At 65.2% G+C, this 21693-nt stretch carries 22 protein-coding genes and 4 tRNA genes; 25 read left to right on the forward strand and 1 reads right to left on the reverse strand.

The window, feature by feature from the left end:
• Both ACYQ2W_RS04495 and nadS read left to right on the forward strand, forming a co-directional pair.
• A partial coding sequence (locus ACYQ2W_RS04495; RefSeq protein ID WP_459863656.1) for a type II toxin-antitoxin system RelE/ParE family toxin occupies positions 1-368 on the forward strand: 368 nt, incomplete at its 5' end.
• A complete protein-coding gene (gene nadS, locus ACYQ2W_RS04500; RefSeq protein ID WP_459863658.1) occupies positions 361-648 on the forward strand; it encodes a NadS family protein in 288 nt (95 codons plus the stop codon). The genes ACYQ2W_RS04495 and nadS, both read left to right, overlap by 8 nt.
• Before the next feature lie 770 nt (positions 649-1418).
• On the opposite strand, the gene ACYQ2W_RS04505 is transcribed toward nadS, so the two are convergent.
• Positions 1419-1892, reverse strand: a complete 474-nt coding sequence (locus ACYQ2W_RS04505) for an NUDIX hydrolase (RefSeq protein ID WP_459863660.1) — start codon at positions 1890-1892, stop codon at positions 1419-1421.
• A gap of 133 nt (positions 1893-2025) precedes the next feature.
• Between ACYQ2W_RS04505 and ACYQ2W_RS04510 the strand changes: the two genes are divergently transcribed.
• The 23 genes from ACYQ2W_RS04510 (at position 2026) to ACYQ2W_RS04620 (ending at position 21688) form a co-directional block, all read left to right on the forward strand.
• A tRNA-Pro gene (locus tag ACYQ2W_RS04510) sits at positions 2026-2102 on the forward strand.
• A 51-nt stretch (positions 2103-2153) separates the two neighbouring features.
• Positions 2154-2230 (forward strand) — tRNA-Arg (locus tag ACYQ2W_RS04515).
• A gap of 33 nt (positions 2231-2263) precedes the next feature.
• A tRNA-His gene (locus tag ACYQ2W_RS04520) sits at positions 2264-2339 on the forward strand.
• A gap of 55 nt (positions 2340-2394) precedes the next feature.
• Positions 2395-2470: transfer RNA gene (locus ACYQ2W_RS04525), tRNA-Lys, on the forward strand.
• Between the two features lie 232 nt (positions 2471-2702).
• Positions 2703-3038 (forward strand): PilZ domain-containing protein, encoded by a 336-nt coding sequence (locus tag ACYQ2W_RS04530; protein WP_459863662.1) that lies wholly within the window; start codon positions 2703-2705, stop codon positions 3036-3038.
• An 84-nt stretch (positions 3039-3122) separates the two neighbouring features.
• Positions 3123-4862 carry a methyl-accepting chemotaxis protein gene (locus tag ACYQ2W_RS04535; protein ID WP_459863664.1) on the forward strand — a complete coding sequence of 580 codons (1740 nt, stop codon included), beginning with the start codon at positions 3123-3125 and terminating at the stop codon, positions 4860-4862.
• A gap of 371 nt (positions 4863-5233) precedes the next feature.
• Positions 5234-5746: a flagellar basal body-associated FliL family protein gene (locus ACYQ2W_RS04540; protein WP_459863667.1), complete on the forward strand. Its 513-nt coding sequence runs from the start codon at positions 5234-5236 to the stop codon at positions 5744-5746.
• A gap of 16 nt (positions 5747-5762) precedes the next feature.
• Positions 5763-6740, forward strand: a complete 978-nt coding sequence (gene fliM / locus ACYQ2W_RS04545; RefSeq protein WP_459863669.1) for a flagellar motor switch protein FliM — start codon at positions 5763-5765, stop codon at positions 6738-6740.
• Positions 6741-6759: 19 nt separating this feature from the next.
• Positions 6760-7206: a flagellar motor switch protein FliN gene (fliN, locus tag ACYQ2W_RS04550; RefSeq protein WP_459863671.1), complete on the forward strand. Its 447-nt coding sequence runs from the start codon at positions 6760-6762 to the stop codon at positions 7204-7206.
• Between the two features lie 8 nt (positions 7207-7214).
• Positions 7215-7748 carry a flagellar biosynthetic protein FliO gene (gene fliO / locus ACYQ2W_RS04555; protein ID WP_459863673.1) on the forward strand — a complete coding sequence of 178 codons (534 nt, stop codon included), beginning with the start codon at positions 7215-7217 and terminating at the stop codon, positions 7746-7748.
• Complete coding sequence (fliP, locus tag ACYQ2W_RS04560) at positions 7748-8488, forward strand: flagellar type III secretion system pore protein FliP (RefSeq protein ID WP_459863676.1); 741 nt, start codon at positions 7748-7750, stop codon at positions 8486-8488. The genes fliO and fliP overlap by 1 nt, the downstream gene beginning before the upstream one ends.
• A gap of 12 nt (positions 8489-8500) precedes the next feature.
• On the forward strand, positions 8501-8770 hold the full coding sequence (locus ACYQ2W_RS04565; RefSeq protein ID WP_459863679.1) for a flagellar biosynthetic protein FliQ: 270 nt from the start codon (positions 8501-8503) through the stop codon (positions 8768-8770).
• 199 nt (positions 8771-8969) lie between these two features.
• The gene (gene fliR / locus ACYQ2W_RS04570; protein ID WP_459863681.1) at positions 8970-9749 is read left to right on the forward strand and encodes a flagellar biosynthetic protein FliR; all 780 of its coding nucleotides are present in this window, start codon (positions 8970-8972) and stop codon (positions 9747-9749) included.
• A 41-nt stretch (positions 9750-9790) separates the two neighbouring features.
• On the forward strand, positions 9791-10963 hold the full coding sequence (flhB, locus tag ACYQ2W_RS04575; protein WP_459863683.1) for a flagellar biosynthesis protein FlhB: 1173 nt from the start codon (positions 9791-9793) through the stop codon (positions 10961-10963).
• Positions 10964-11153: 190 nt separating this feature from the next.
• Positions 11154-13265, forward strand: coding sequence for a flagellar biosynthesis protein FlhA (flhA, locus tag ACYQ2W_RS04580; RefSeq protein ID WP_459863685.1), 2112 nt, complete (start codon positions 11154-11156; stop codon positions 13263-13265).
• Between the two features lie 30 nt (positions 13266-13295).
• Entirely contained in the window at positions 13296-14591 is a 1296-nt protein-coding gene (gene flhF / locus ACYQ2W_RS04585; RefSeq protein ID WP_459863687.1) for a flagellar biosynthesis GTPase FlhF, read from the forward strand.
• Positions 14584-15468 (forward strand): MinD/ParA family protein, encoded by an 885-nt coding sequence (locus tag ACYQ2W_RS04590; RefSeq protein WP_459863689.1) that lies wholly within the window; start codon positions 14584-14586, stop codon positions 15466-15468. The genes flhF and ACYQ2W_RS04590 overlap by 8 nt, the downstream gene beginning before the upstream one ends.
• Positions 15465-16208 carry an RNA polymerase sigma factor FliA gene (locus ACYQ2W_RS04595; RefSeq protein ID WP_459863692.1) on the forward strand — a complete coding sequence of 248 codons (744 nt, stop codon included), beginning with the start codon at positions 15465-15467 and terminating at the stop codon, positions 16206-16208. The genes ACYQ2W_RS04590 and ACYQ2W_RS04595 overlap by 4 nt, the downstream gene beginning before the upstream one ends.
• A 130-nt stretch (positions 16209-16338) precedes the next feature.
• Positions 16339-16710: a chemotaxis response regulator CheY gene (gene cheY / locus ACYQ2W_RS04600; RefSeq protein WP_459863694.1), complete on the forward strand. Its 372-nt coding sequence runs from the start codon at positions 16339-16341 to the stop codon at positions 16708-16710.
• A 37-nt stretch (positions 16711-16747) separates the two neighbouring features.
• Complete coding sequence (locus ACYQ2W_RS04605) at positions 16748-17524, forward strand: protein phosphatase CheZ (RefSeq protein WP_459863696.1); 777 nt, start codon at positions 16748-16750, stop codon at positions 17522-17524.
• A 12-nt stretch (positions 17525-17536) separates the two neighbouring features.
• The gene (locus ACYQ2W_RS04610; RefSeq protein WP_459863698.1) at positions 17537-19663 is read left to right on the forward strand and encodes a chemotaxis protein CheA; all 2127 of its coding nucleotides are present in this window, start codon (positions 17537-17539) and stop codon (positions 19661-19663) included.
• Positions 19664-19769: 106 nt separating this feature from the next.
• Positions 19770-20858, forward strand: a complete 1089-nt coding sequence (locus tag ACYQ2W_RS04615) for a protein-glutamate methylesterase/protein-glutamine glutaminase (RefSeq protein ID WP_459863700.1) — start codon at positions 19770-19772, stop codon at positions 20856-20858.
• Between the two features lie 89 nt (positions 20859-20947).
• Entirely contained in the window at positions 20948-21688 is a 741-nt protein-coding gene (locus ACYQ2W_RS04620; protein WP_459863702.1) for a flagellar motor protein, read from the forward strand.
• Positions 21689-21693 lie beyond the last annotated feature (5 nt).

Genomic DNA, 21693 nt, shown 5'->3' on the forward strand with positions numbered 1-21693 from the left:
ATAATCCAATGGATTACTATAATGGGCTACATACCGTTGTCGAATTGCCTGAGTTTCAGCGCAGGGCGAGCGACCTCCTGTCGGAAGGGGCACGGCAAGGAATTATCGACTACCTCGCGGCCCATCCCCACGCGGGCGTGGTGATGAGCGGCACTGGCGGTGTCCGCAAGCTCCGTTGGGCAACGGGCAATACCGGCAAGAGTGGTGGGGCACGGGTGATCTATTTTTTCCACAACGCCACCCGGCCCCTCTTTCTGCTCACCCTGTTCGGCAAGAGCGAAAAGGAAAACCTCTCCAAGGCCGAACGCAACGAACTGGCGAAACTCACCACGCTCCTGGTGAGGCATTACGGTGGTACCCATGTCTGAAATGTTCGAAAGCATCAAACAGGGCCTGGAGGAGGCGGTCGCCTTTTCCAAGGGCGAATGCCCCCGGGCGGTCGTCCACGAATTCACCCCGCTGGACGTAAAGAACCTCCGCACCCGTTTGGATATGAGCCAGACCGAGTTCGCCGCCGCCTTCGGCATCAGCGTCAGTACCCTGCGCCACTGGGAACGCGGCGACCGTGCGCCCCATGGCCCTGCCCTGGTGCTGCTCAACGTCGTCAGCAAGGAGCCGCAGGCGGTTCTGCGTGCGCTGGCGCGATGAGGGGAGAGGGGCTGGCGGAAGGCGTTCGCAAGGTTGCCGTGGCGCAGTTGGCGAAGAGCGTGGCGATAGAGGCGGTTGCGGAGGCCGCCGGACTCTCCGTTGAGGAGATCGGGGTGCTGGAATCCGGTCTCGCGGTGGGATCTGGCGGAGAACCCGTCCGTGGATTCTGACGGCGTATCGCGGCGTTCGCTCCGCTGCCTTCGTTTTCGTCGGCGAAGCATCGCCGACCTACGGGCTGTAGGAGCGGCCCCGAGGCCGCGATTCTTCCCGGCCATCGCGGCCTTGGGGCCGCTCCTACAGTGTCCGGTGGGGTCGATCTCGGGAGTGGGGAAGCGGTGCGTTTGGGCACGGCGCCGATAATGCGTTCGCCCCCTTCATGCCCTTCATGGTCTGTAGGTGGCGCGGGTCTTGTTGCCCATGGAGCGGCGGATCGCCTCCTCGATCTGTTCGGCCTCGTCGGCCTGCGCCCGGGCGTAGGGGCGGAGGTGGTCGGTGGGGTGCAGCGGTTTGATCGGGGCGCATCAACAGGGACACCCATCTCAACCCGAGCACCCCAATTGCCAATAACCGAGGCTGTAGGAAATTTCGGATAGCCTATCAGGCTGAAGAAGAATTTGACGATCGTCCCTTGAAATTCTTTCCAATTCCTCAATTGCCTGTGAAAAATGCACGATCATGTGGCCGGTGTTGACACCATGACCCGCGCCCGAAGAACGCTCGTCTCACCGGAGGATACGTCCTTCTCTTTTTCCGGGCGCGTGGGGCGCGGATTACTGCGGGGGCGCGTCCGGCAGGGGAGCAAGGCCGTCGTGGAGCAGGGAGAGGGGGTAGCGGTGGCCGGCCAGGTAGTCGTCGACGCAGCGCAGGACCATCGGGCTGCGCAGTTGCGGGCCGCGCTCGGCGATCTCCTCGCGGCTCAGCCAGAGGGTGCGCAGGATCCCGTCGTCGAGGGGGCGGTCCGCCTGGTGGTCGTGGAGCGCGCCGTAGAAGGTGGCGCGCAGGTAGGTGCGTCCGCGCGGGGTGGTCCAGCGATAGAAGCCCACCAGGCCGGCGGGTTTGAAGTGCCAGGCGCTCTCCTCCAGGGTCTCGCGGATCACCGCCTGGATCAGGGTCTCGCCCTCCTCCAGGTGGCCGGCGGGCTGGTTGAGTACCAGCCCGCCGCCGGTGGAGCGCTCCTCCACCAGCAGGAAACGGTGGTCGCGTTCGGCGATGGTGGCGACGGTGACATGGGGTTTCCAGACCATGGATGCGATGTTACAGCCTGATGAAGGGGGGCGGAAGCGGCCCCCGGAAGAGGTGAATTTTCCGTTTGACCGGGAAAAACGATGTTGGTAGTATTCCGCGCCTGCCGTGAAGGGCTTACCGGCTACGGATACCCGGGGTATAGCGCAGTCTGGTAGCGCACCTGCTTTGGGAGCAGGGTGTCGGGGGTTCGAATCCCTCTACCCCGACCACATACCCCGCGCGCGGAGGGCTGCGCCCTCCGGGGTGATGGGTCAGAACATGCGCCCGTAGCTCAACCGGATAGAGCATCGGCCTTCTAAGCCGAGGGTTGCAGGTTCGAGTCCTGCCGGGCGCGCCATCTCTCCGGCAGGCGACAGGATTGGTTTCTATGGTGGGCGTAGCTCAGCTGGTAGAGCTCCGGTTTGTGGTACCGGCGGTCGTGGGTTCGAAACCCATCGCTCACCCCATATTTGAAACGGTTGAGTTGGTCGGGCGCTTGCGCTAAACTCGCCGTCCTCTTTCGGGCTGTTAGCTCAGTTGGTAGAGCAGGTGACTCTTAATCACTAGGTCCGGGGTTCGAGTCCCTGACAGCCCACCATCCATGGAAAGGCCCGTACCCCTTCGGTACGGGCCTTTTTCTTTGGCGCTCCCCGGGCGCGCCTTTCTCACCTCCGCTCTTCGACCCTTGTTTGCGTCGAATATACGTAGATCGGCGGGGTTTCTATCCGTATAGTTACCGGCTGGTACCACACTGCTGCACGTTGTCAGGGATTGGCGAGGGTGGCGCGGGTGGTCGTTGTGGCGGATGGCATTCGAGGTTTGATCAAGCGATGAGTGAGCGCAGAGCGGCTCCGCGGGTGCCAATCGACCGGCGGGTGGGGATTGTCCAGAGCGACGGTGAGGTGGTCTACGGGCGTGCCTCCGATCTCTCCATGGGGGGGGTGTCGGTGAAGTGTCGGCATAGCGCCGACGTGGGGCGGGCCTTCGATATCTTCTTCCAGCTCGACCACGGCGTGCGTGCGAGGCGCTTCGAGGCGCGGGCCAAGGTGGTCTATGTCCACTACATCGGCAACGAGCACCTGCATCGGCTGGGTATGCAGTTCCTGGAGTTCAAGGGGGATAGCCGGGAGATCCTCTCGCAGTTCGTCAGCGATCGGTTGAGGTAGGGCCGCGTCCGTCGTGCGTCGGACGATATATGGTATAAGGGCCCGCGTATTCGAGGTCGCTCATTTCAGAAGGCGCTACAGATAATGAAGAAGGTCGATTCCGTCGGTTTCCGCATCATCACCATCGTCGCCGCGCTGACGGTGTTGCTGATCGCCGTGTTGTTCACCGCCTACATCAAGGTCCAACAGGAGAGCGTCGTCGACGGTGAGGTGAGGGGGGCGCGCAATCTGATCCTGATGGCCGAATCGGTGCGCGAGGGGATGGCCGGCAAGTGGCGCATGGGGCTCTTCTCCACTGAGAAGTTGCGCGATCTCCAGTACACCTCGGAGAAGGACCGGCGCAACAAGATCCTTGCCGCGGTGCCGGTGGTGGCGGCGTGGGAGGCGGCCAAGGCGAAGGCGGCGGAGGGGGGCTTCGAGTTTCGCACCCCGCGGGCCGGTGCGCGCAACTCCGACAACGAGCCCGACGCGGTGGAGGCGCGGGCGCTCAAGTATTTCGAGAGCAACCGTTCGGCTTCCGAATACTACGTGGTTGACGAAGGTATGAATGCGGTGCGCTATTTCCGGCCGGTGCGCCTGGAGAAGCAGTGCATGGTGTGCCACGGTGACCCCGCCACCGCGAAGACGCTGTGGGGGCGTGACGACGGCAAGGATATCCTCGGTTATCCGATGGAGAACAAGCGCCCGGGGGATCTGCATGGCTCCTTCGAGGTGATCCGCCCGCTGACCGATGCGGATGCGGCGTTGCGCTCCCATCTGATGCAGGGGACGGTGATCGTGGTGGTGCTGCTGGTGCTCACCTTGTCGGTGATCTGGCTGCTGCTCAACCGGCAGGTCTCGCGGCCGATCCGCGAGTCGGTGGAGCGGATGGTGCGCGCCCAGGACGAGGGGGATTTGGCGTTCCGTCTCGACGAGCGTTCGAAGGGGGAGCTGGGTGATCTGGCGCGCGGCTTCAACCGCTTCCTTGCCCGCGTGCAGGGGGTGATGGGGGAGGTGGTCGGTTCCTCGGCGCAATTGGCGGCGGCGGCGGACCAGCTCCATGCGGTGACCCGTCAGACCAGTGCCGGGCTGGAGCGTCAGCACTCCGAGACCGATCAGGTGGCCACCGCCATGACCGAGATGTCGGCCACCGTGCAGGAGGTGGCGCGCAACACCGGTTCGGCGGCGGAAGCGGCCCATCAGGCGGAGAGCGAGGCGCAGAACGGGCGCCAGGTGGTCGACCAGACCATCGAGGCGATCGACCGGTTGGCCACCGAGGTGGAGAAGGCGGCGGGGGTGATCCACCAGTTGGAGACCGACAGCGCGGAGATCGGCACCATCCTCGACGTGATCAAGGGGATTGCCGAGCAGACCAACCTGCTGGCGCTGAACGCGGCGATCGAGGCGGCGCGGGCCGGCGAGCAGGGGCGCGGTTTCGCGGTGGTGGCCGACGAGGTGCGCACGCTCGCTTCGCGCACCCAGAAGTCGACCGAAGAGATCCAGCAGATGATCGAGAAGCTGCAGGCCGGCGCGGGGCAGGCGGTGAAGGTGATGGAGGAGGGGCGCGCCCAGGCGGAGTCGAGCGTGCGCCAGGCGGCGGCGGCCGGCGAGTCGCTGCAGACGATCACCCGGGCGGTCTCCACGATCACCGACATGAACACCCAGATCGCCTCGGCGGCGGAGGAGCAGACGGCGGTCGCCGAGGAGATGAACCGCAACGTGGTCAACATCACCAGCGTCGCCGACGAGACCGCCAACGGCGCCAGCCAGACCGCCTCGGCCAGCGAGCAGTTGGCGGGGTTGGCGCACAAGCTCCAGTCGCTGGTCGGCCAGTTCAAGATCTGAATCCGGTAGCCCGTCATATTCGTTGACAGATTGCCAGGCGCCTGTCGGGCGCACTGATATGCGCGGACCCTCGCCTCGGCGGGGGTTCGTTGTTTTTCGTCCCCTTGCCATGCCCCCCCCGCTCACGGGAGAATGCCGCATTTCCGCCGTCCCCGACCGGATGGCGTCAAACCTTCGGCGCAGAAGGGTGTCGAAGGCGTAATCAAGACCCAACTCAATGACGGAATTTCTTTCCCGCCCCCCGGCCGCGGCCCGCAGGGCTCGCGGCCGGGGGGCGGGAAAGAAATTCCGTTTGGCGCGACCATTGCTTCGTGGGGTAAGGCGCTTGAACCACCGGCCCCGCGGGGCCGTCTACGAAGAGGATCGGGAAGATGGCGGAAGATGAGATCCAGCCGGAAGGCGGCGGCAAGAACAAGAAGAAGCTGATCATCATCATTGCCGTGGTGGCGGTGGTGCTGCTCGTCAACGTGGTGGCGATGTTCTTCATCGTCCAGGCGATGAAGGGGGATGAGAAGGCGGCGGTGGCGGCGGCGGAGGCGGCCAAGCAGGAGACGCCGGCCAACGCCAAGCCCCATTACGTCTCCCTCGACCCGCCCTTCGTGGTCAATTTCGAGGATCAGAGTCTGGTGCGCTTCCTCCAGGTGACCGTGGAGGTGATGACCCGGGATCCGGCGATGGTGGCGGAGATCGAGCACCACATGCCGCGCATCCGCAACTCCCTGGTGCTGCTCTTCAGCAGTCAGAACTACCAGACCCTGAGCACCCGCGAAGGGAAGATCCAGATTCGCAAGCAGGCACTTACCGAGGTCCAGAGCATCCTCAAGGAGCGCACCGGCAAGCCGGGTGTGGAGGCGATCTACTTCACCAGTTTCGTGATGCAGTAAGAGCGAAGTGCACTAAATGGCCGTCAACGACCTTCTGTCGCAGGAAGAGATCGATGCCCTGCTCCACGGCGTCGACAGCGGCGATGTGGAGACCGAGGCGGAGGAGGAGCTCGAAGGCGAGGTCCGTGCCTACGACTTCGCCAGCCAGGACCGCATCGTCCGCGGTCGCATGCCGACCCTGGAGATGATCAACGAGCGGTTCGCACGCCACTACCGCATCAGTCTGTTCAGCATGCTGCGCCGCTCCGCGGAGATTGCGGTGGGCGGCGTGCAGATGGTCAAGTTCTCGGAGTACGTCCACAGCCTCTACGTGCCGACCAGTCTCAACCTGGTGCGGATCAAGCCGTTGCGCGGCACCGCGCTGTTCGTCATCGACCCGAAGCTGGTCTTCGTGGTGGTGGACAATTTCTTCGGCGGCGACGGTCGTTTCCACGCCAAGATCGAGGGGCGCGAGTTCACCCCCACCGAGCTGCGGGTGGTGCAGATGATGCTCCGTGAGGTGTTCAAGGACCTCAAGGAGGCGTGGGCGCCGGTCATGGACGTGGACTTCGAGTACATCAACTCGGAGGTCAACCCCCAGTTCGCCAACATCGTCAGCCCTACCGAGGTGGTGGTGGTCTCCACTCTCCACGTGGAGCTGGAGGGGGGCGGTGGGGACATGCACATCACCATGCCCTACTCCATGGTGGAGCCGATCCGCGAGCTGCTCGACGCCGGCATCCAGTCCGACCGTACCGATACCGACGAGCGCTGGACCACCGCGCTGCAGGAGGAGATGAAGGAGGCGGAGGTGCGGCTCTCCAGCATGTTGACCGAGACCACCCTGCGGCTCGGCGACATGGTCAACATGAAGGCGGGCGACGTGATCCCCATCGAGATGCCGGAGACGGTCACCATCCGCGCCGAGAACATCCCGATCTTCCGTGGGCGGTTGGGTGTCTCGCGGGGCAACATGGCGATCAAGGTGACCGAACGGGTAAAACTTCGCGAGTGAGCGAGAGGTTAAGTGGACCATGAGTGAAGAGATCGACGACGCGGCTCTGGCCGACGAGTGGGCCGCGGCGCTGGCCGAGGCCGGCGAGGAGGGGGACCCGGCCGCCGCCGACGCGTTGGCCGACATGCAGGCGCCGGCCCCGGAGGTGCAGCGGGCCCCGTTCGATGACCTGGAGCCGGATCCCGGCGCGGGGATCCCGGAGAACGACGTCAATCTGGATGTGATCATGGACATCCCGGTGACCATCTCCATGGAGGTGGGTTCCACCCACATCCCGATCCGCAACCTGTTGCAGCTCAATCAGGGCTCGGTGGTCGAGCTGGATCGGTTGGCCGGCGAGCCGCTGGACGTCACGGTCAACGGGACCCTGATCGCCCATGGCGAGGTGGTGGTGGTCAACGAGAAGTACGGTATCCGCCTCACCGATGTGATCAGTCCGCAGGAGCGGATCAAGAAGCTCAAGTAGGGGGCGTGATGAGTCGTCGCGGTTGGGTTGGCAGGGTGGCGGTGGCTGCGGTCGGTTGGCTGCTGGTCGCCGTGTGTTTTGCCGCCGAGCCGGTTTCCACGCCCGCCGCCGTTCGATCCGATGCCCCGGTAGCCGCCGTTCACGGGGCTGCCGAGGGTCGGACGAAGGCCTCTCCGGCACCGGCCCGCGTTGCCGATCCGCTGGCGGCCGGCAGCGTCCTCAATGTGGTGCTCAGCCTGCTGATGGTGCTTGCCGCCATCTGGGGCGTTGCGTGGGTGGTCCGCCGGATGAGTCTGTTTCAGGCGCCGGCCGGGGGGGCGTTGCGTCTGCTCGGCGGTCTCGCCGTGGGGCAGCGCGAGCGGGTGGTGCTGGTGCAGGTGGGTGATACCCAACTGTTGATCGGGGTGGCCCCCGGGGAGGTGCGTGCCCTGCACGTACTGGAGAAGCCGGTGGAGGTTCCGCCGGTGGTCGGTGAGGGGTTCGCCGAGCGGCTCGCTCAGGTCATCGGCCAGCGCGCGGCGCAGCGGCGGGAGGCGGAGTGATGATCCGCTGGATTCTGCTCCTGTCGCTGCTGCTCCTGCCCGCGGAGTGGGCGTGGGCGCGGCCGGCGATCGATGCGGTGATGGTGACCACCGATCCCAACGGTGGCCAAACCTACTCGATGACCATCCAGGCCCTGGCGGTCCTCACCATCCTCGGCCTGCTGCCGTCGATCCTGATCATGATGACCGCCTTTACCCGGATCGTCATCGTGCTCGCGATCGTCCGCCAGGCGTCGGGGCTGAACAGCGCCCCCAACAATCAGGTGCTGGTGGGGATCGCCCTGTTTCTCACCTTCTTCGTCATGAGCCCGGTGTTCGATCAGGCCTATACCGATGGGGTGGCCCCCTACCTGGACGAGAAGATCGGGGTGGAGGAGGCGGTCAAGCGGGCGGCGGTGCCGTTCCGCGCCTTCATGCTGGGGCAGACCCGGGAGAAGGAGCTGGAGACCTTCGGTCGCATCTCCGGCCGCCAGGACATGAACGGCCCGGACGATGTTCCCTGGTCGGTGCTGATCCCGGCCTTCGTCACCAGCGAGATGAAGACCGCCTTCCAGATGGGTTTCATGATCTTCATCCCGTTCCTGGTGATCGACCTCGTGGTCGCCTCCACGCTGATGGCGATGGGCATGATGATGCTCTCGCCGATGATGATCTCGATCCCGTTCAAGATCATGCTGTTCGTGCTGGTGGACGGCTGGATGCTGATCGTCAGCACCCTGGCCCAGAGCTTCTACATCTAGGGAGCTGCCAGGATGACCCCCGAATCGGTGCTCGCGATCTTCCAGCAGACGATCCATCTGATCGCCCTGCTGCTGGCGATGATCCTGCTGCCGTCGCTGGTGGTCGGCATCCTCATCAGCATGTTCCAGGCGGCCACCCAGATCAATGAGATGACGCTGACCTTCATCCCCAAGCTGCTGGTGACCATGGCGGCGCTGAGTTACTTCGGTCCGCGGATGCTGCAGATGTTGACCGAATTCTTCCAGGGGCTGATCCAGAACCTGCTGTTCGTGATCCAGTAGGGCGGGGCGTGGTAACGGCTCACCCCATCAAGAGACTCAACCGCAGATTAACGCAGATTTCCGCAGATTGGGCCGAGAACACATCTGCGAAAATCTGCGTTAATCTGCGGTTCAATCAGAAGGGCGAGCCGTTACGCCGCGTGATGATGGATGGTCCCTTCCGCACCCCGTGGAGACGCCGGGACGGCGCGGCACACCGATGAACTTCAGTACCCCCGAGATCGCCGCCTGGGTCGGCTCCTTCATGTGGCCGTTCGCCCGGATCTCGGCGCTGGTGGCGACGATGCCGCTGTTCGGCACCGACTTCGCGCCGATGCGGGTGCGTCTCTACCTGGCCTTGGCGCTGACCCTGGGGATCGTTCCGACGCTGCCGCCGATGCCGCAGATCGACGCGTTGAGCGGCGAGGGGGTGATGGTGATCGCCCAGCAGTTGGTGATCGGCGTCAGCATGGGTTTCTTCTTCCAGCTGATCTTCGCCGGTTTCATCATCGGCGGCCAGACCATCGCGATGAAGATCGGCCTCGGCTTCTCCACCATGGTGGATCCGATCGCCGGCTCCCAGGTGCCGGTGCTGGGGATGCTCTACACCATCCTGGTGGGGCTGCTGTTTCTCGCCTTCGATGGCCACCTGATGGTCTTCGAACTGCTCGCCGACAGCTTCCGTCTCCTGCCGGTGGGTACCGAGGGGATCGGACGCGAGGGGTTCTGGGAGGTGGTGGCCTTCTCCGGGCGGATGTTCCGTATCGCCCTGATGATGGCGATCACCGTGATCGCCTCATTGTTGGTGGTGATGCTCGCCTTCGGTGTGGTGACCAAGGCCGCCCCCCAGTTCAACATCTTTTCGGTGGGCATGCCGATCTTCATGATGATCGGATTCGTGGTGATCACCATTACCCTGCCGGACGTGGTGCCCCACTTCGTCGAGGAGATGCGGGCGGCGCTGGAGACGGCGCGCAAGGTGGTCAGCGGGATTCCGTGAACGGCCGCCTGTCGGGGCCCCAACGTTGAGAGAGTGATGCTATGGCCGAGAACTCCGACGGCCAGGACAAATCAGAAGAGCCCACGGGAAAACGGCTTTCCGACTCCCGTTCCAAGGGGCAGGTGCCGCGCTCCAAGGAGCTTTCCACCATGGCGATGATGTTGGCCGGGGCCAGCGCCATGCTGCTGGTCGGCGACCAGATCATCGGCATGCTCACCGAGCTGATGCGCTGGGGGTTCCAGCCGGAGCGCGCCCAGCTGTTCAGCGAGGAGGCGATGGTCGGGGCGCTGATGGGGGCGCTGCTCAGGGCCCTCGAGGGGATGAGTCTGTTCTTCGTCCTGATGGCGGTGGTGGCGGTGATTTCCAGCATCGCCCTCAGCGGCTGGGTCTGGTCCACCCAGGCGCTGGGTTTCAAGTTCAGCAAGCTCAACCCGATCAGCGGCCTGAAACGGCTGTTCGGTGTCAATGGGTTGATGGAGCTGGGCAAGTCGATGATCAAGTTCGTCCTGATCATGTCCATCGCCGTTGCCTGGTTGTGGCACATCGAGCCGCAGGTCCTCGGTCTGGGGCGGGAGACGGTGGAGGGGGCGCTGGCCCATACCGCCGATCTGCTCTTCTGGAGCTTCCTGCTGTTCGCCTCGTCGCTGATCATCCTGGTGGTGGTGGATGTTCCCTACCAGCTGTGGAACCACAAGCGCCAGCTGAAGATGACCAAGCAGGAGGTGAAGGAGGAGCACAAGAACGCCGAGGGCAGCCCCGAGGTGAAGGGGCGGATCCGCCGGTTGCAGATGGAGGCGGCGATCCGCCGGATGATGGCGGCAGTGCCCGAGGCCGATGTGATAGTGACCAACCCGACCCACTATGCGGTGGCGCTCAAGTACGACCCGGACAAGATGCGTGCCCCGCTCCTGGTGGCCAAGGGGGCGGACCTGGTGGCCGCGCGTATCCGCGCCGAGGCGGAGGAGCACGGTGTGCCGATCCTGCAGGCCCCGCCGCTGGCCCGCGCGGTCTACTTCAGCACCGAGCTGGACCGCGAGATTCCGGTGGGGCTCTACATGGCGGTGGCCCAGATCCTCGCTTACGTCTTCCAACTGAAGAAGGGGGAGACCCCGGCGGACCCCCGCGAGTTCGTGCCCAACCTGCCGATCCCCGAGGAGTTTCTGCGCGACCGCCCCGGCCGCGAGCCCGGCCCCGGCGAGGAGCCGCTCCAGTGAAGCGCGGAAAGCAGATTGGTCCGCAAATGAACGCAAATGAACGCGAAATCGAGAGGCGGGATGGATCGTTGAGCTCACCCGGATCGCGTTGCCCTCGTGGCGATCGGTACGCGATGTGCATCTCCTCTCATTATTTGCGTTTATTCGCGTTCATTTGCGGACCCATCCTTAATAGAGGCGCGCTCGCGGGATGAATTTCAAGGAGATCATGCGGCGGATGATGGAGGCGGGGCGGGGCGGTCTGGCCGCGCCGTTGCTGGTGATCGCCATGCTGGCGATGGTCACCGTGCCGATGCCGCCGTTCCTGCTCGACCTCTTCTTCACCTTCAACATCATCTTCTCCCTGGTGGTGCTGTTGGTGGTGATCTATGTGCTGCGGCCGATGGAGTTCGAGGTCTTTCCCACCATCCTGCTGGTGGCGACGCTGCTGCGGCTGGCACTGAACGTCGCCTCCACCCGCGTCATCCTGCTGGAGGGCCACGCCGGCGGTGACGCGGCGGGCAAGGTGATCGAGTCCTTCGGCAATTTCGTCATGGGCGGCAACTTCGCCGTCGGCCTGGTGGTCTTCCTGATCCTCACCATCGTCAACTTCGTGGTGGTGACCAAGGGTGCCGGGCGCGTATCCGAGGTGACCGCGCGCTTCACCCTCGATGCCATGCCGGGCAAGCAGATGGCGATCGACGCCGACCTCAACTCCGGCTTCATCACCCAGGAGGAGGCGAAGGAGCGGCGTGAGGACATCGCCCGGGAATCCGACTTCTACGGTTCCATGGATGGCGCCTCCAAGTTCGTCCGCGGCGACGCGGTGGCCGGCATCCTGATCCTGGCGATCAATATCATCGGTGGTCTGGGGATCGGCATCATCCAGCATGACCTGCCCTTCTCCCAGGCGCTCCAGCTCTATGTGCTGCTGACCATCGGTGACGGTCTGGTGGCGCAGATCCCCTCGCTGATCCTCTCCATCGGCACCGCCATCGTCGTCACCCGCTCCACCGACAAGCAGGCGATGGGCGAGAAGGTGTTCGGCCAGATGTTCGCCAACCCGCGGGCGCTGGGGGTGGCGGCGGGGCTGATGGGGGTGATGGGCATCATTCCGGGCATGCCCAACGTCGCCTTCCTTACCATGGCGAGCGCCGCCGGTGGCGCGGCCTACATGATCCACAAGCGCAAGCGCGACGAGCAGATGTTGCTGGAGGCCCCGCAGGCCCAGGCGGCGCTGCCCGAGCCGGGCGCGGAGACGGCCCCGCGCGAGCTCTCCTGGGACGACGTGATGCCGGTGGACATCGTCGGCCTGGAGGTGGGCTACCGGCTGATCCCGCTGGTGGACAAGAGCCAGGGGGGCGAGCTGATGGCGCGGATCAAGGGGGTGCGCAAGAAGCTCTCCCAGGAGCTGGGTTTCCTGATCCAGCCAGTGCATATCCGCGACAATCTCGACCTCGCCCCCAACGCCTACCGGATCACCCTGATGGGGGTGCCGATGGGCGAGGCGGAGGTGCACCCGGATCGGGAGCTGGCCATCAATCCAGGTCAGGTGTTCGGCCAGGTCAATGGTATCGCCACCAAGGATCCGGCCTTCGGGCTGGACGCGGTGTGGATCGAGGCGGGGCAGAAGGACGACGCCCAGAGCATGGGCTACACCGTGGTCGATGCGGCCACCGTGGTCGCCACCCACCTCTCCCATGTGCTCCAGGAGCACGCCGCCGAGCTGCTTGGCCACGAGGAGGTGCAGCAACTGCTCGATGGGCTGGCCAAGTTGGCGCCGAAACTGGTGGAGGGGCTGGTGCCGAAGACGCTGCAGCTCGGCACGGTGGTCAAGGTGTTGCAGAACCTGCTGGCGGAGCGGGTGCCGATCCGCGATCTGCGCAGCATCGCCGAAACTTTGGCGGAACACGCCGGCAGGAGTCAGGATCCCGTCGCGCTGACCGGGGTGGTGCGCATTGCGCTGCGTCGGCAGATCGTCCAGGACATCGTCGGCATGGAGCCGGAGCTGCCGGTGATCACCCTCGACCCTACCCTGGAGCAGATCTTGCTCAAGGCGCTGCAAGGCTCCGGGGAGGGGATGGGGATCGAGCCGGGCCTGGCGGAGCGCATGCACAAGGCGTTGGCGGACGCCGCCCAGCGTCAGGAGGTGGCGGGGCAGCCCGCCGTCGCGCTGGTCGCCGGCGGTATCCGGTTGTGGATGGCCCGCTTCGTGCATCACTCCATCCCGAGTCTCGCCGTACTCGCCTACGAAGAGATTCCGGACAACAAACAGATCAAAGTGGTCGCCAACGTCGGACAGGCCGCCATCAACGGCGGTTGAAGCGCCACCGGGTAGAACGAGGACCGCCTCATGAAGATCAAGCGCTATTTCGCCCCCACCATGCGGGAGGCCATCCGTCTGGTTCGCCAGGAGCAGGGGGCCGATGCGGTGATTCTCTCCAACCGGCCGGTGTCCGGAGGGGTCGAGATCGTCGCCGCGGTGGATTATGATGAGGCGCTGCTCAATCCGCAGCCGGAGCAGGTCGCGGCCGAGGCGCCGCTGCTCGATTCGCCGGTGGCGAAGGTGCCGAGCACCCGGGAGAGCGGGGTGGCGGTCGACGGCAAGGCGCGGGCCCGGGTGTTGGCGGAACGGACCTTGCCGGAATCCCGTCCGCGGGCGGTCGCCGAGCCCGAGGCGCCGCGCGTCCCGGCCCCCGAGCGGGTAGAGTGGAGTCAGGAGCCGACCCTGGTGGAGATGCGCAAGGAGATGAAGAGTCTGCGCGGGATGCTGGAGAGCCAGCTTTCCGGTCTGGCATGGCGGGAGTTGAAGGAGGGGCAGCCGGTGCGTGCCGACCTCCTCCAGCGGCTGATGACCCTCGGTTTGGAGGTGCCGCTGAGCAAGCAGATTGCCGCAATGGTGCCTTCGGACGCCGATGCGGACCACGTCTGGCGTCAGGGGCTGGCCCGGTTGGCCGCGCAGCTCCAGGTGACCGGTGACGATATTTTGACAAATGGCGGTGTGGTGGCGCTGGTGGGTCCCACCGGCGTGGGCAAGACCACCACCGTCGCCAAGCTGGCGGCCCGTTTCGCCCTGCGTCACGGCCGCCGCCATGTGGCCCTGGTGACCACCGACAGCTACCGGATCGGTGCCCACGAGCAGCTGCGGACCTACGGCCGTCTGCTCGGTATCACGGTCCACGTGGCCAGCAACCGGGATGAACTGCGTAGCACCCTGGCGGAGTTGAAGGACAAGAAATTGGTGCTGATCGATACCGCAGGCATGAGCCAGCGCGACATGCGGCTCTCCGAGCAGACCGCCACGCTTCGCGGCGTCGGTCCGGTGAAGAGCTATCTGGTGCTCTCGGCCGCCGCCCAGACCGCCGCCCTTGATCAGGCGGCCCGCGCCTTCCGCAAGGTGGAGCTGTCCGGCTGCATCTTTACCAAGCTGGACGAGGCGGCGACCCTCGGCGGGGCCCTCTCGGTGGCGATCCGCCATCGCTTGCCGGTCGCCTACCTCGGTGACGGTCAGCGGGTGCCGGAGGATATGCACCCGGCGCGGGCCCACAATCTGGTCAATCGCGGTGTCATGATGATGCAGGAGAATGCCCAGGCGATGGAGGAGGAGAGTCTGGCCATGGCCTATGCGGGGAATGTGCTCCATGTCTGAGATCCCGCTCGATCAGGCCGCCGGCCTGCGCCGCATCGCCCGTCCCAAACCGGTGCGGGTGATCGCCGTGGCCAGCGGCAAGGGGGGCGTCGGCAAGACCAACGTCTCGGTCAATACCTCGGTGGCTCTGGCCGCCCTGGGCCAGCAGGTGCTGCTGATGGACGCCGACCTGGGGTTGGCCAACGTCGACCTGCTGCTCGGCCTGCAGCCCCGCTACAACCTCTCCCACGTGCTTGCCGGCGAACGTACCCTGGAGGAGATCATGATGTCGGGGCCGGCCGGTCTGCACATCATTCCCGCCACCTCCGGCATCCAGCACATGGCCGAGCTCAGTCCGGCGGAGCATATCGGCATCATCCGCGCCTTCAGCGAGCTCTCCATGCCGGTGGACATCCTGGTGGTGGATACCGCCGCCGGCATCTCCGACGCGGTGATCAGTTTTACCCGGGCGGCTCATGAGGTGCTGGTGGTGGTGTGCGACGAGCCGGCCTCGATCACCGACGCCTACGCCCTGATGAAGGTGCTCAATCGCGACTACGGCATCTTCCGCTTCCGCGTTTTGGCCAACATGGCGCGCAGTGCCCAGGAGGGGCGTGATCTGTTTCTCAAGCTCTCCCGGGTGGCGGAGCGCTTCCTGGACGTGACGCTGGATTTTGTCGGGACAATCCCGCATGATGAATACCTGCGGAAAGCCGTGCAAAAACAGCGGGCTGTGGTCGAAGCCTTCCCCCGCTCACGGGCCGCTGCGGCGTTCAGGAACGTCGCCCAGAGGGTGGCCGGCTGGCCGCCGCCCAGCGAGGCGCGCGGCCATCTGGAGTTTTTCGTCGAACGGTTGATCAGCGCGACAACCGGGGAGGGCGTGGAATTATTGCCATGAAGGATGTCGCGACGTATGCTGCCCAGCAAAAAGCGGCCAGCCGCGATGAGCTGGTGGAGCGTCATGCGCCGCTGGTCAAGCGTATCGCCTACCATTTGATCAGCCGCCTTCCACCCAATGTGCAGGTGGAGGACCTGATCCAGTCAGGGATGGTGGGTTTGCTGGAGGCGGCGCGCAACTATGATGCCGGTCAGGGGGCCAGTTTCGAGACCTACGCCGGCATCCGCATCCGCGGCGCGATGCTCGACGACATCCGCAAGACCGACTGGGCCCCCCGTTCGGTGCATCGCAAGGCCCGCCAAGTGGCGGAGGTGGTGCACGAGATCGAGAATGCCAAGGGGCGCGACGCCAAGGACAGCGAGGTGGCCGAGGCGCTCGGCATCTCCCTCGACGAGTACCACCAGATCGTCGCCGATGCCAGCAACAGCAAGGTGTTCAGCTTCGACGAGATCTTCGCCACCGGCGAGACCGAGCAGAAGGAACGGATAATGGGCCACCTCCCCTCGCCCTACGAGGGGATTCAGGAGGCCGATTTCCAGCAGGACCTGGCCACGGCGATCGGGGGCCTGCCGGAGCGGGAGCGACTGGTGATGTCGCTCTACTATGACGACGAGCTCAACCTGCGGGAGATCGGGGAAGTGCTGGGGGTGAGCGAGTCGCGTGTGTGCCAGATACACGGCCAGGCGATGGTCCGCCTGCGGGCGCGGCTCGCCGACTGGTTGAGCGGCCCGGAGGCTTGATCTTCCTTGAACGGCAGATCAAGCCTCCGGGCCGAACGTTCGTTTGGAGGGACGATTCGTCGGCCCGCCGAAAGCAAACAGACGGTTAGGTGGAACCGATCCACCAGCGGAGGTTGTCTTGGATAAGAACATGAAGATCCTCATCGTGGACGATTTCTCCACGATGCGCCGCATCGTCAAGAATCTGCTGCGGGATCTCGGCTTCAACAACACCCACGAGGCGGATGACGGGCTCACCGCGCTGCCGATGCTCCAGTCCGGGGATTTCGACTTCCTGGTGACCGACTGGAACATGCCGGGCATGCAGGGGATCGATCTGCTGAAGGCGGTGCGCGCCGATCCCAGGCTGGCGCAGCTGCCGGTCCTGATGGTGACCGCCGAGTCGAAGCGCGAGCAGATCGTCGAGGCGGCCCAGGCGGGTGTCAACGGCTACATCGTCAAGCCCTTCACGGCGCAGACCCTGAAAGAGAAGATCGAACGAATCTTCGAGCGCATGGGTTGAACCCGCGCCGCCCCCCTGAATCGCGAAGGGTACCCGGATGAGCGACCTTTACCTGTCCGATAAAGAGCTTGCCCTGGAGCGCGCGCGCTCCCTGGTCAGCCAAATAGAAGTGGGCAACGAACCCGAGATCTCCCGTCTGCTCGATGAACTCGACCGCATGCGGGAGAACAATATCTTCAAGGAGCTGGGCAAACTGACCCGCGAGCTTCACGACGCCCTGAAGAACTTCCACCTCGACTCCCACCTCTCCGATCTGGCGGAGAAGGATATCCCGGACGCCAAGGATCGGCTGAACTACGTCATCACCATGACCGAGCAGGCCGCCCATCGCACCCTCAACGCGGTGGAGGAGAGTCTGCCGCTCTCCGAGCAGATCGAAAAGCGGGCCGGCGAGCTCTCCGGGCAGTGGGAGCGTTTCCTGCGCAAGGAGATGAAGGCGGAGGAGTTCCGCAATCTGAGTCGCGATCTCGCGACCTTCCTCAACGACGTGGCCGGCGACTCCTCGCGGATCCACGGCAATCTCTCCGACGTGCTGATGGCCCAGGACTTCCAGGATCTTACCGGCCAGGTGATTCGCCGGGTCATCACCCTGGTCCAGGACGTGGAAGAGAGTCTGGTGGGGATCATCCGGCTGGCCGGTCAATCCTCCGTCGCCTCTCCCGTCGCCGTCCCGGTTGCCGCGGCGGTGGAGGCGGAGGTGCCGTCGGAGGAGACGGTGGGCGCCCACGGGCCGGCGGTACCCGGGGTGGATCATGGCGATGTGGTCTCCGGTCAGGACGACGTGGATGAGCTGCTCGCCAGTCTCGGCTTCTGAGGATAAAAAATAATGGCGGTTGATCTCGAAGACGACATCGTTCAAGACTTCCTGGTCGAGGCTGGGGAGATCCTCGAACGGCTCAATGAGCAGTTGGTCGAGCTGGAGCAGAGCCCTGACGACACCGACCTGCTCAACGCGATCTTCCGCGGCTTCCACACCATCAAGGGCGGGGCCGGCTTTCTCAACCTGGAGAATCTGGTAACCGTCTGCCACCGTTCGGAGGACGTCTTCAATCTGCTGCGTCAGGGGCAGTTGCACCTCGATGCCGATATGATGGACATCTTCCTGCAGGTGCTGGATGTCCTCAATTCCCAGTTCGACGAGGTACGTGGCGGTAACGATCCCAGTGCCGCCACACCGCAGTTGATCGGTGATCTGGAGCGGCTGCTCAACCCCAATGCCGCCCCGCCGCCTGCGCCCGCCCCCGTCGCTCCGGCAGCGGTGCCCGAGGCGCCTGCCGCGGCCCCGGCCTCCGGCGGCGAGGCGGGTGGCGACATCACCGATCAGGAGTTCGAGGCGCTGCTCGATCAGCTCGATGGAACGCCCGCGGCGGCGGCCCCTGCCGCGCCGGTGGCCCCGGCGGCCGCGGCGGAGTCCGACGAGATCACCGAGGAGGAGTTCGAGGCGCTGCTCGATCAGCTTCACGGCGAGGGTCGGGGGCCGACTCCGGTCGTCGGCGAGGAGGCCCCTCCTGCGCCGGCGCAGCCGGCCGCCCCGGCGCCCGCCGCCGCGGGGTCCGAAGAGATTACCGAGGCGGAGTTCGAGGCACTGCTGGATCAGCTCCATGGCGAAGGGAAGGGGCCCACCGCCACGGCGACTATGGCCGTGCCCGCCGCTCCTCCGGCCGCCCCGGCTGCGGTGCCGGCCGAGCCGCCACCCGCCGCCGCGGCCCCCCCGAAGCCTCCGGCCAAGGCGCCGCCCGGCCGCCCGGCGACCGGGGGCAAACCGACGGGGGATCAGTCCGAGGCCACCGTCCGCGTCGACACCAAGCGCCTCGACGACATCATGAACCTGGTGGGCGAGCTGGTGTTGGTGCGCAACCGCATGTCCACGCTGCGTTCGACCTTCGGCGACGACGAGGTCTCGAAGGTGGTGGCCAACCTGGATCTGGTCACCGCCGATCTCCAGTCCGCGGTGATGAAGACTCGCATGCAGCCGATCAAGAAGGTGTTCGGCCGCTTCCCGCGGGTGGTGCGCGACCTCGCTCGCAGCCTCAAGAAAGAGGTCCAGCTGGAGCTCCAGGGCGAAGAGACCGAGGTGGACAAGAATCTGGTGGAGGCGTTGGCCGATCCCCTGGTCCATCTGGTGCGCAACGCCGTCGACCACGGCGTCGAGGGGCCCGAGGAGCGCGAGGCGGCCGGCAAGAAGCGGGTCGGTCACGTGGTGCTCGCCGCCGATCAGGAGGGGGACCACATCCTGCTCACCATCTCCGACGACGGCAAGGGGATGGATCCCGACATCCTGCGTTCCAAGGCGGTGGAGAAGGGGCTGATGGACGAGGATGCCGCCGGCCGCCTCTCCGACCAGGAGGCGTTCAGCCTGATCTTCGCCCCCGGCTTCTCCACCAAGACCGAGATCTCCGACGTCTCCGGCCGCGGCGTCGGCATGGACGTGGTGAAGACCCGCATCACCCAGTTGAACGGCTCCATCGAGATCGACTCCCGCAAGGGCAAGGGGAGTACGTTGCGGATCAAGGTGCCGCTGACCCTGGCGATCATGCCCACGCTGATGGTGGTGCTCGGCAAGCAGACCTTCGCGTTACCGTTGGCCTCAGTCAGCGAGATTTTCGATCTGGACCTGAGTAAGACCAATGTCGTCGACGGCCAGCCGGTGGTGCTGGTGCGGGACAAGACCCTGCCGCTGTTCTACCTGCGCAAATGGCTGGTCAAGGGCGCGGAGCATACCGAGTACAAGAAGGGAGATACCGGCCATGTGGTGGTGGTCCAGGCGGGGAATCAGCGGATCGGCTTCGTCGTCGACCACCTGATCGGTCAGGAGGAGGTGGTGATCAAGCCCCTCGGCGCGTTGCTCCAGGGGCAGGCTGGGATGGCCGGCGCGACGATTACCGGCGACGGCGGCATCGCCTTGATCCTCGACGTGCCGAGCCTGCTCAAGGCTTACGCTGGCAAGTTTTGATCGGCGCGCGTAGATAGCGCGCGCCTCCGAGTGAATCGGAACGGAAGCAGCCCCTCCGGCATCGCCGGCAGGGGCTGATTGGTTGGATGTTTTCAGGAGTCGCTTGATGACGGTGCGTGTTCTCGTGGTGGACGATTCCGGTTTTTTCCGGAGACGTTTGAGCGAGATCCTCAATGCCGACCCCCGGTTGGAGGTGATCGGCGCCGCGGTGGATGGAAAGGACGCGCTGGAGAAGACCCAGCAACTGCGCCCCGACGTCATCACTATGGATATCGAGATGCCGGTGATGGACGGGATCACCGCCGTGCGCAAGATCATGGCGACGCGGCCGACCCCGATCCTGATGTTCTCCTCGCTCACCTTCGAGGGGGCCCAGGCGACCCTCGACGCCCTCGATGCCGGCGCCCTCGATTTCCTGCCGAAGCGTTTCGAGGATATCGCCCGCGATCGTGAGGAGGGCAAGCAGACGCTGCGTGATCGGGTGGTGGCGATCGCCCGCCGGCCGCTCTCATCGGTGCGCCCGGCTGCCGTGCCGCGCCGGCCGGTAGCGCCGCTAAGCCGACCGGTGCCGGCGGTGACTACCCCGACGGTCGCTTCCCACCCGCCGCTCGCTGCCCGCCGCCGCGGCAGCTACCAACTGGTGGCGATCGGCACCTCCACGGGCGGGCCGGTGGCCCTGCAGGAGGTGCTCACCAAGCTGCCGGGCAGCTTCCCGCTGCCGCTGCTGCTGATCCAGCACATGCCCGCCAGTTTCACCGCCGCCTTCGCCCAGCGGCTCAACCAGCTGTGCGCCATCGAGGTGCGCGAGGCGGCCGATGGTGACGAGCTGAGGCCGGCCCTTGCCCTGCTCGCTCCGGGGGGGCGGCAGATGGTGGTGGAGCGGGTGGCCGGACGCCATCTGGTGCGCATTACCGACAGTGAACCGGACCAGCATTATCGGCCCTGCGTCGACATCACCTTCCGTTCCGCTGCCAAGCTCTTCCCCGGGCGGGTCCTTTCGGTGATCCTCACCGGGATGGGGGCCGACGGGAGAGAGGGGGCCCGCGAGCTGAAGGCGGGGGGCTCCACCGTATGGGCCCAGGACGAGGCGACCAGCGTCGTCTACGGTATGCCGATGGCGGTCAAGGAGGCCGGTTTGACCGATCGGGTGTTGCCGCTGCAAGAGGTGGGGCCGAATCTGGCGGAGAGTGTTTGAATACAGGCGACGCGTGACGGGGCGGAGAGGGGGCGGAAGCGCAGTTTGACGCGTCACCCGTTACGCGTCGCTTAATCAGAGGGGTGGCGATGGACATCAACTCGATACTCGGCATTCTCTTCGCTTTCGGTGCCATCCTCGGCGGTAATTTTCTGGAGGGCGGTCACCTCTCGTCGTTGATGCAGTTCACCGCCTTCATCATCGTCGGCGGCGGGACGGTCTCCGCCTGCATGGTGCAGATGCCGTTACGTCAGTTCCTCGGCGGCTGGAAGATGCTCGGCTGGGTCTTCATGCCGCCGAAGCTCAATCCGGCGGAGGCGATCGAGAAGATCGTCGGGTGGTCCAACATCGCCCGCAAGGAGGGATTGCTGGGACTGGAGGCGATCTCCGAGAACGAGCCCGACCTGTTCGCCCGCAAGGGTCTCCAACTGCTGGTGGACGGCTCCGAGCCGGAGATGATCCGCGGCATCCTGGAAGTGGACATCTCCACCAAGGAGCACCACTCCCTGAGTTCGGCGAAGATGTTCGAGGCGATGGGAGGCTACGCCCCGACCATCGGCATCCTGGGGGCGGTGATGGGACTGATCCACGTGATGAACAACCTGGCCGATCCGAGTAAGCTCGGCGGCGGCATCGCGGTGGCCTTCGTCGCCACCATCTACGGCGTGGGCTCGGCCAACCTCTTCTTCCTCCCCTTCGCCAACAAGCTGAAGGGGGTGATCAACGCCCAGACCCGCTACCAGGAGATGATCATGGAGGGGGTGATCTCGATCGCCGAGGGGGAGAACCCGCGCAATATCGAGACCAAGTTGCAGGGGTATATCTATTAATCGGG

It is taken from the genome of Endothiovibrio diazotrophicus, assembly GCF_054657215.1.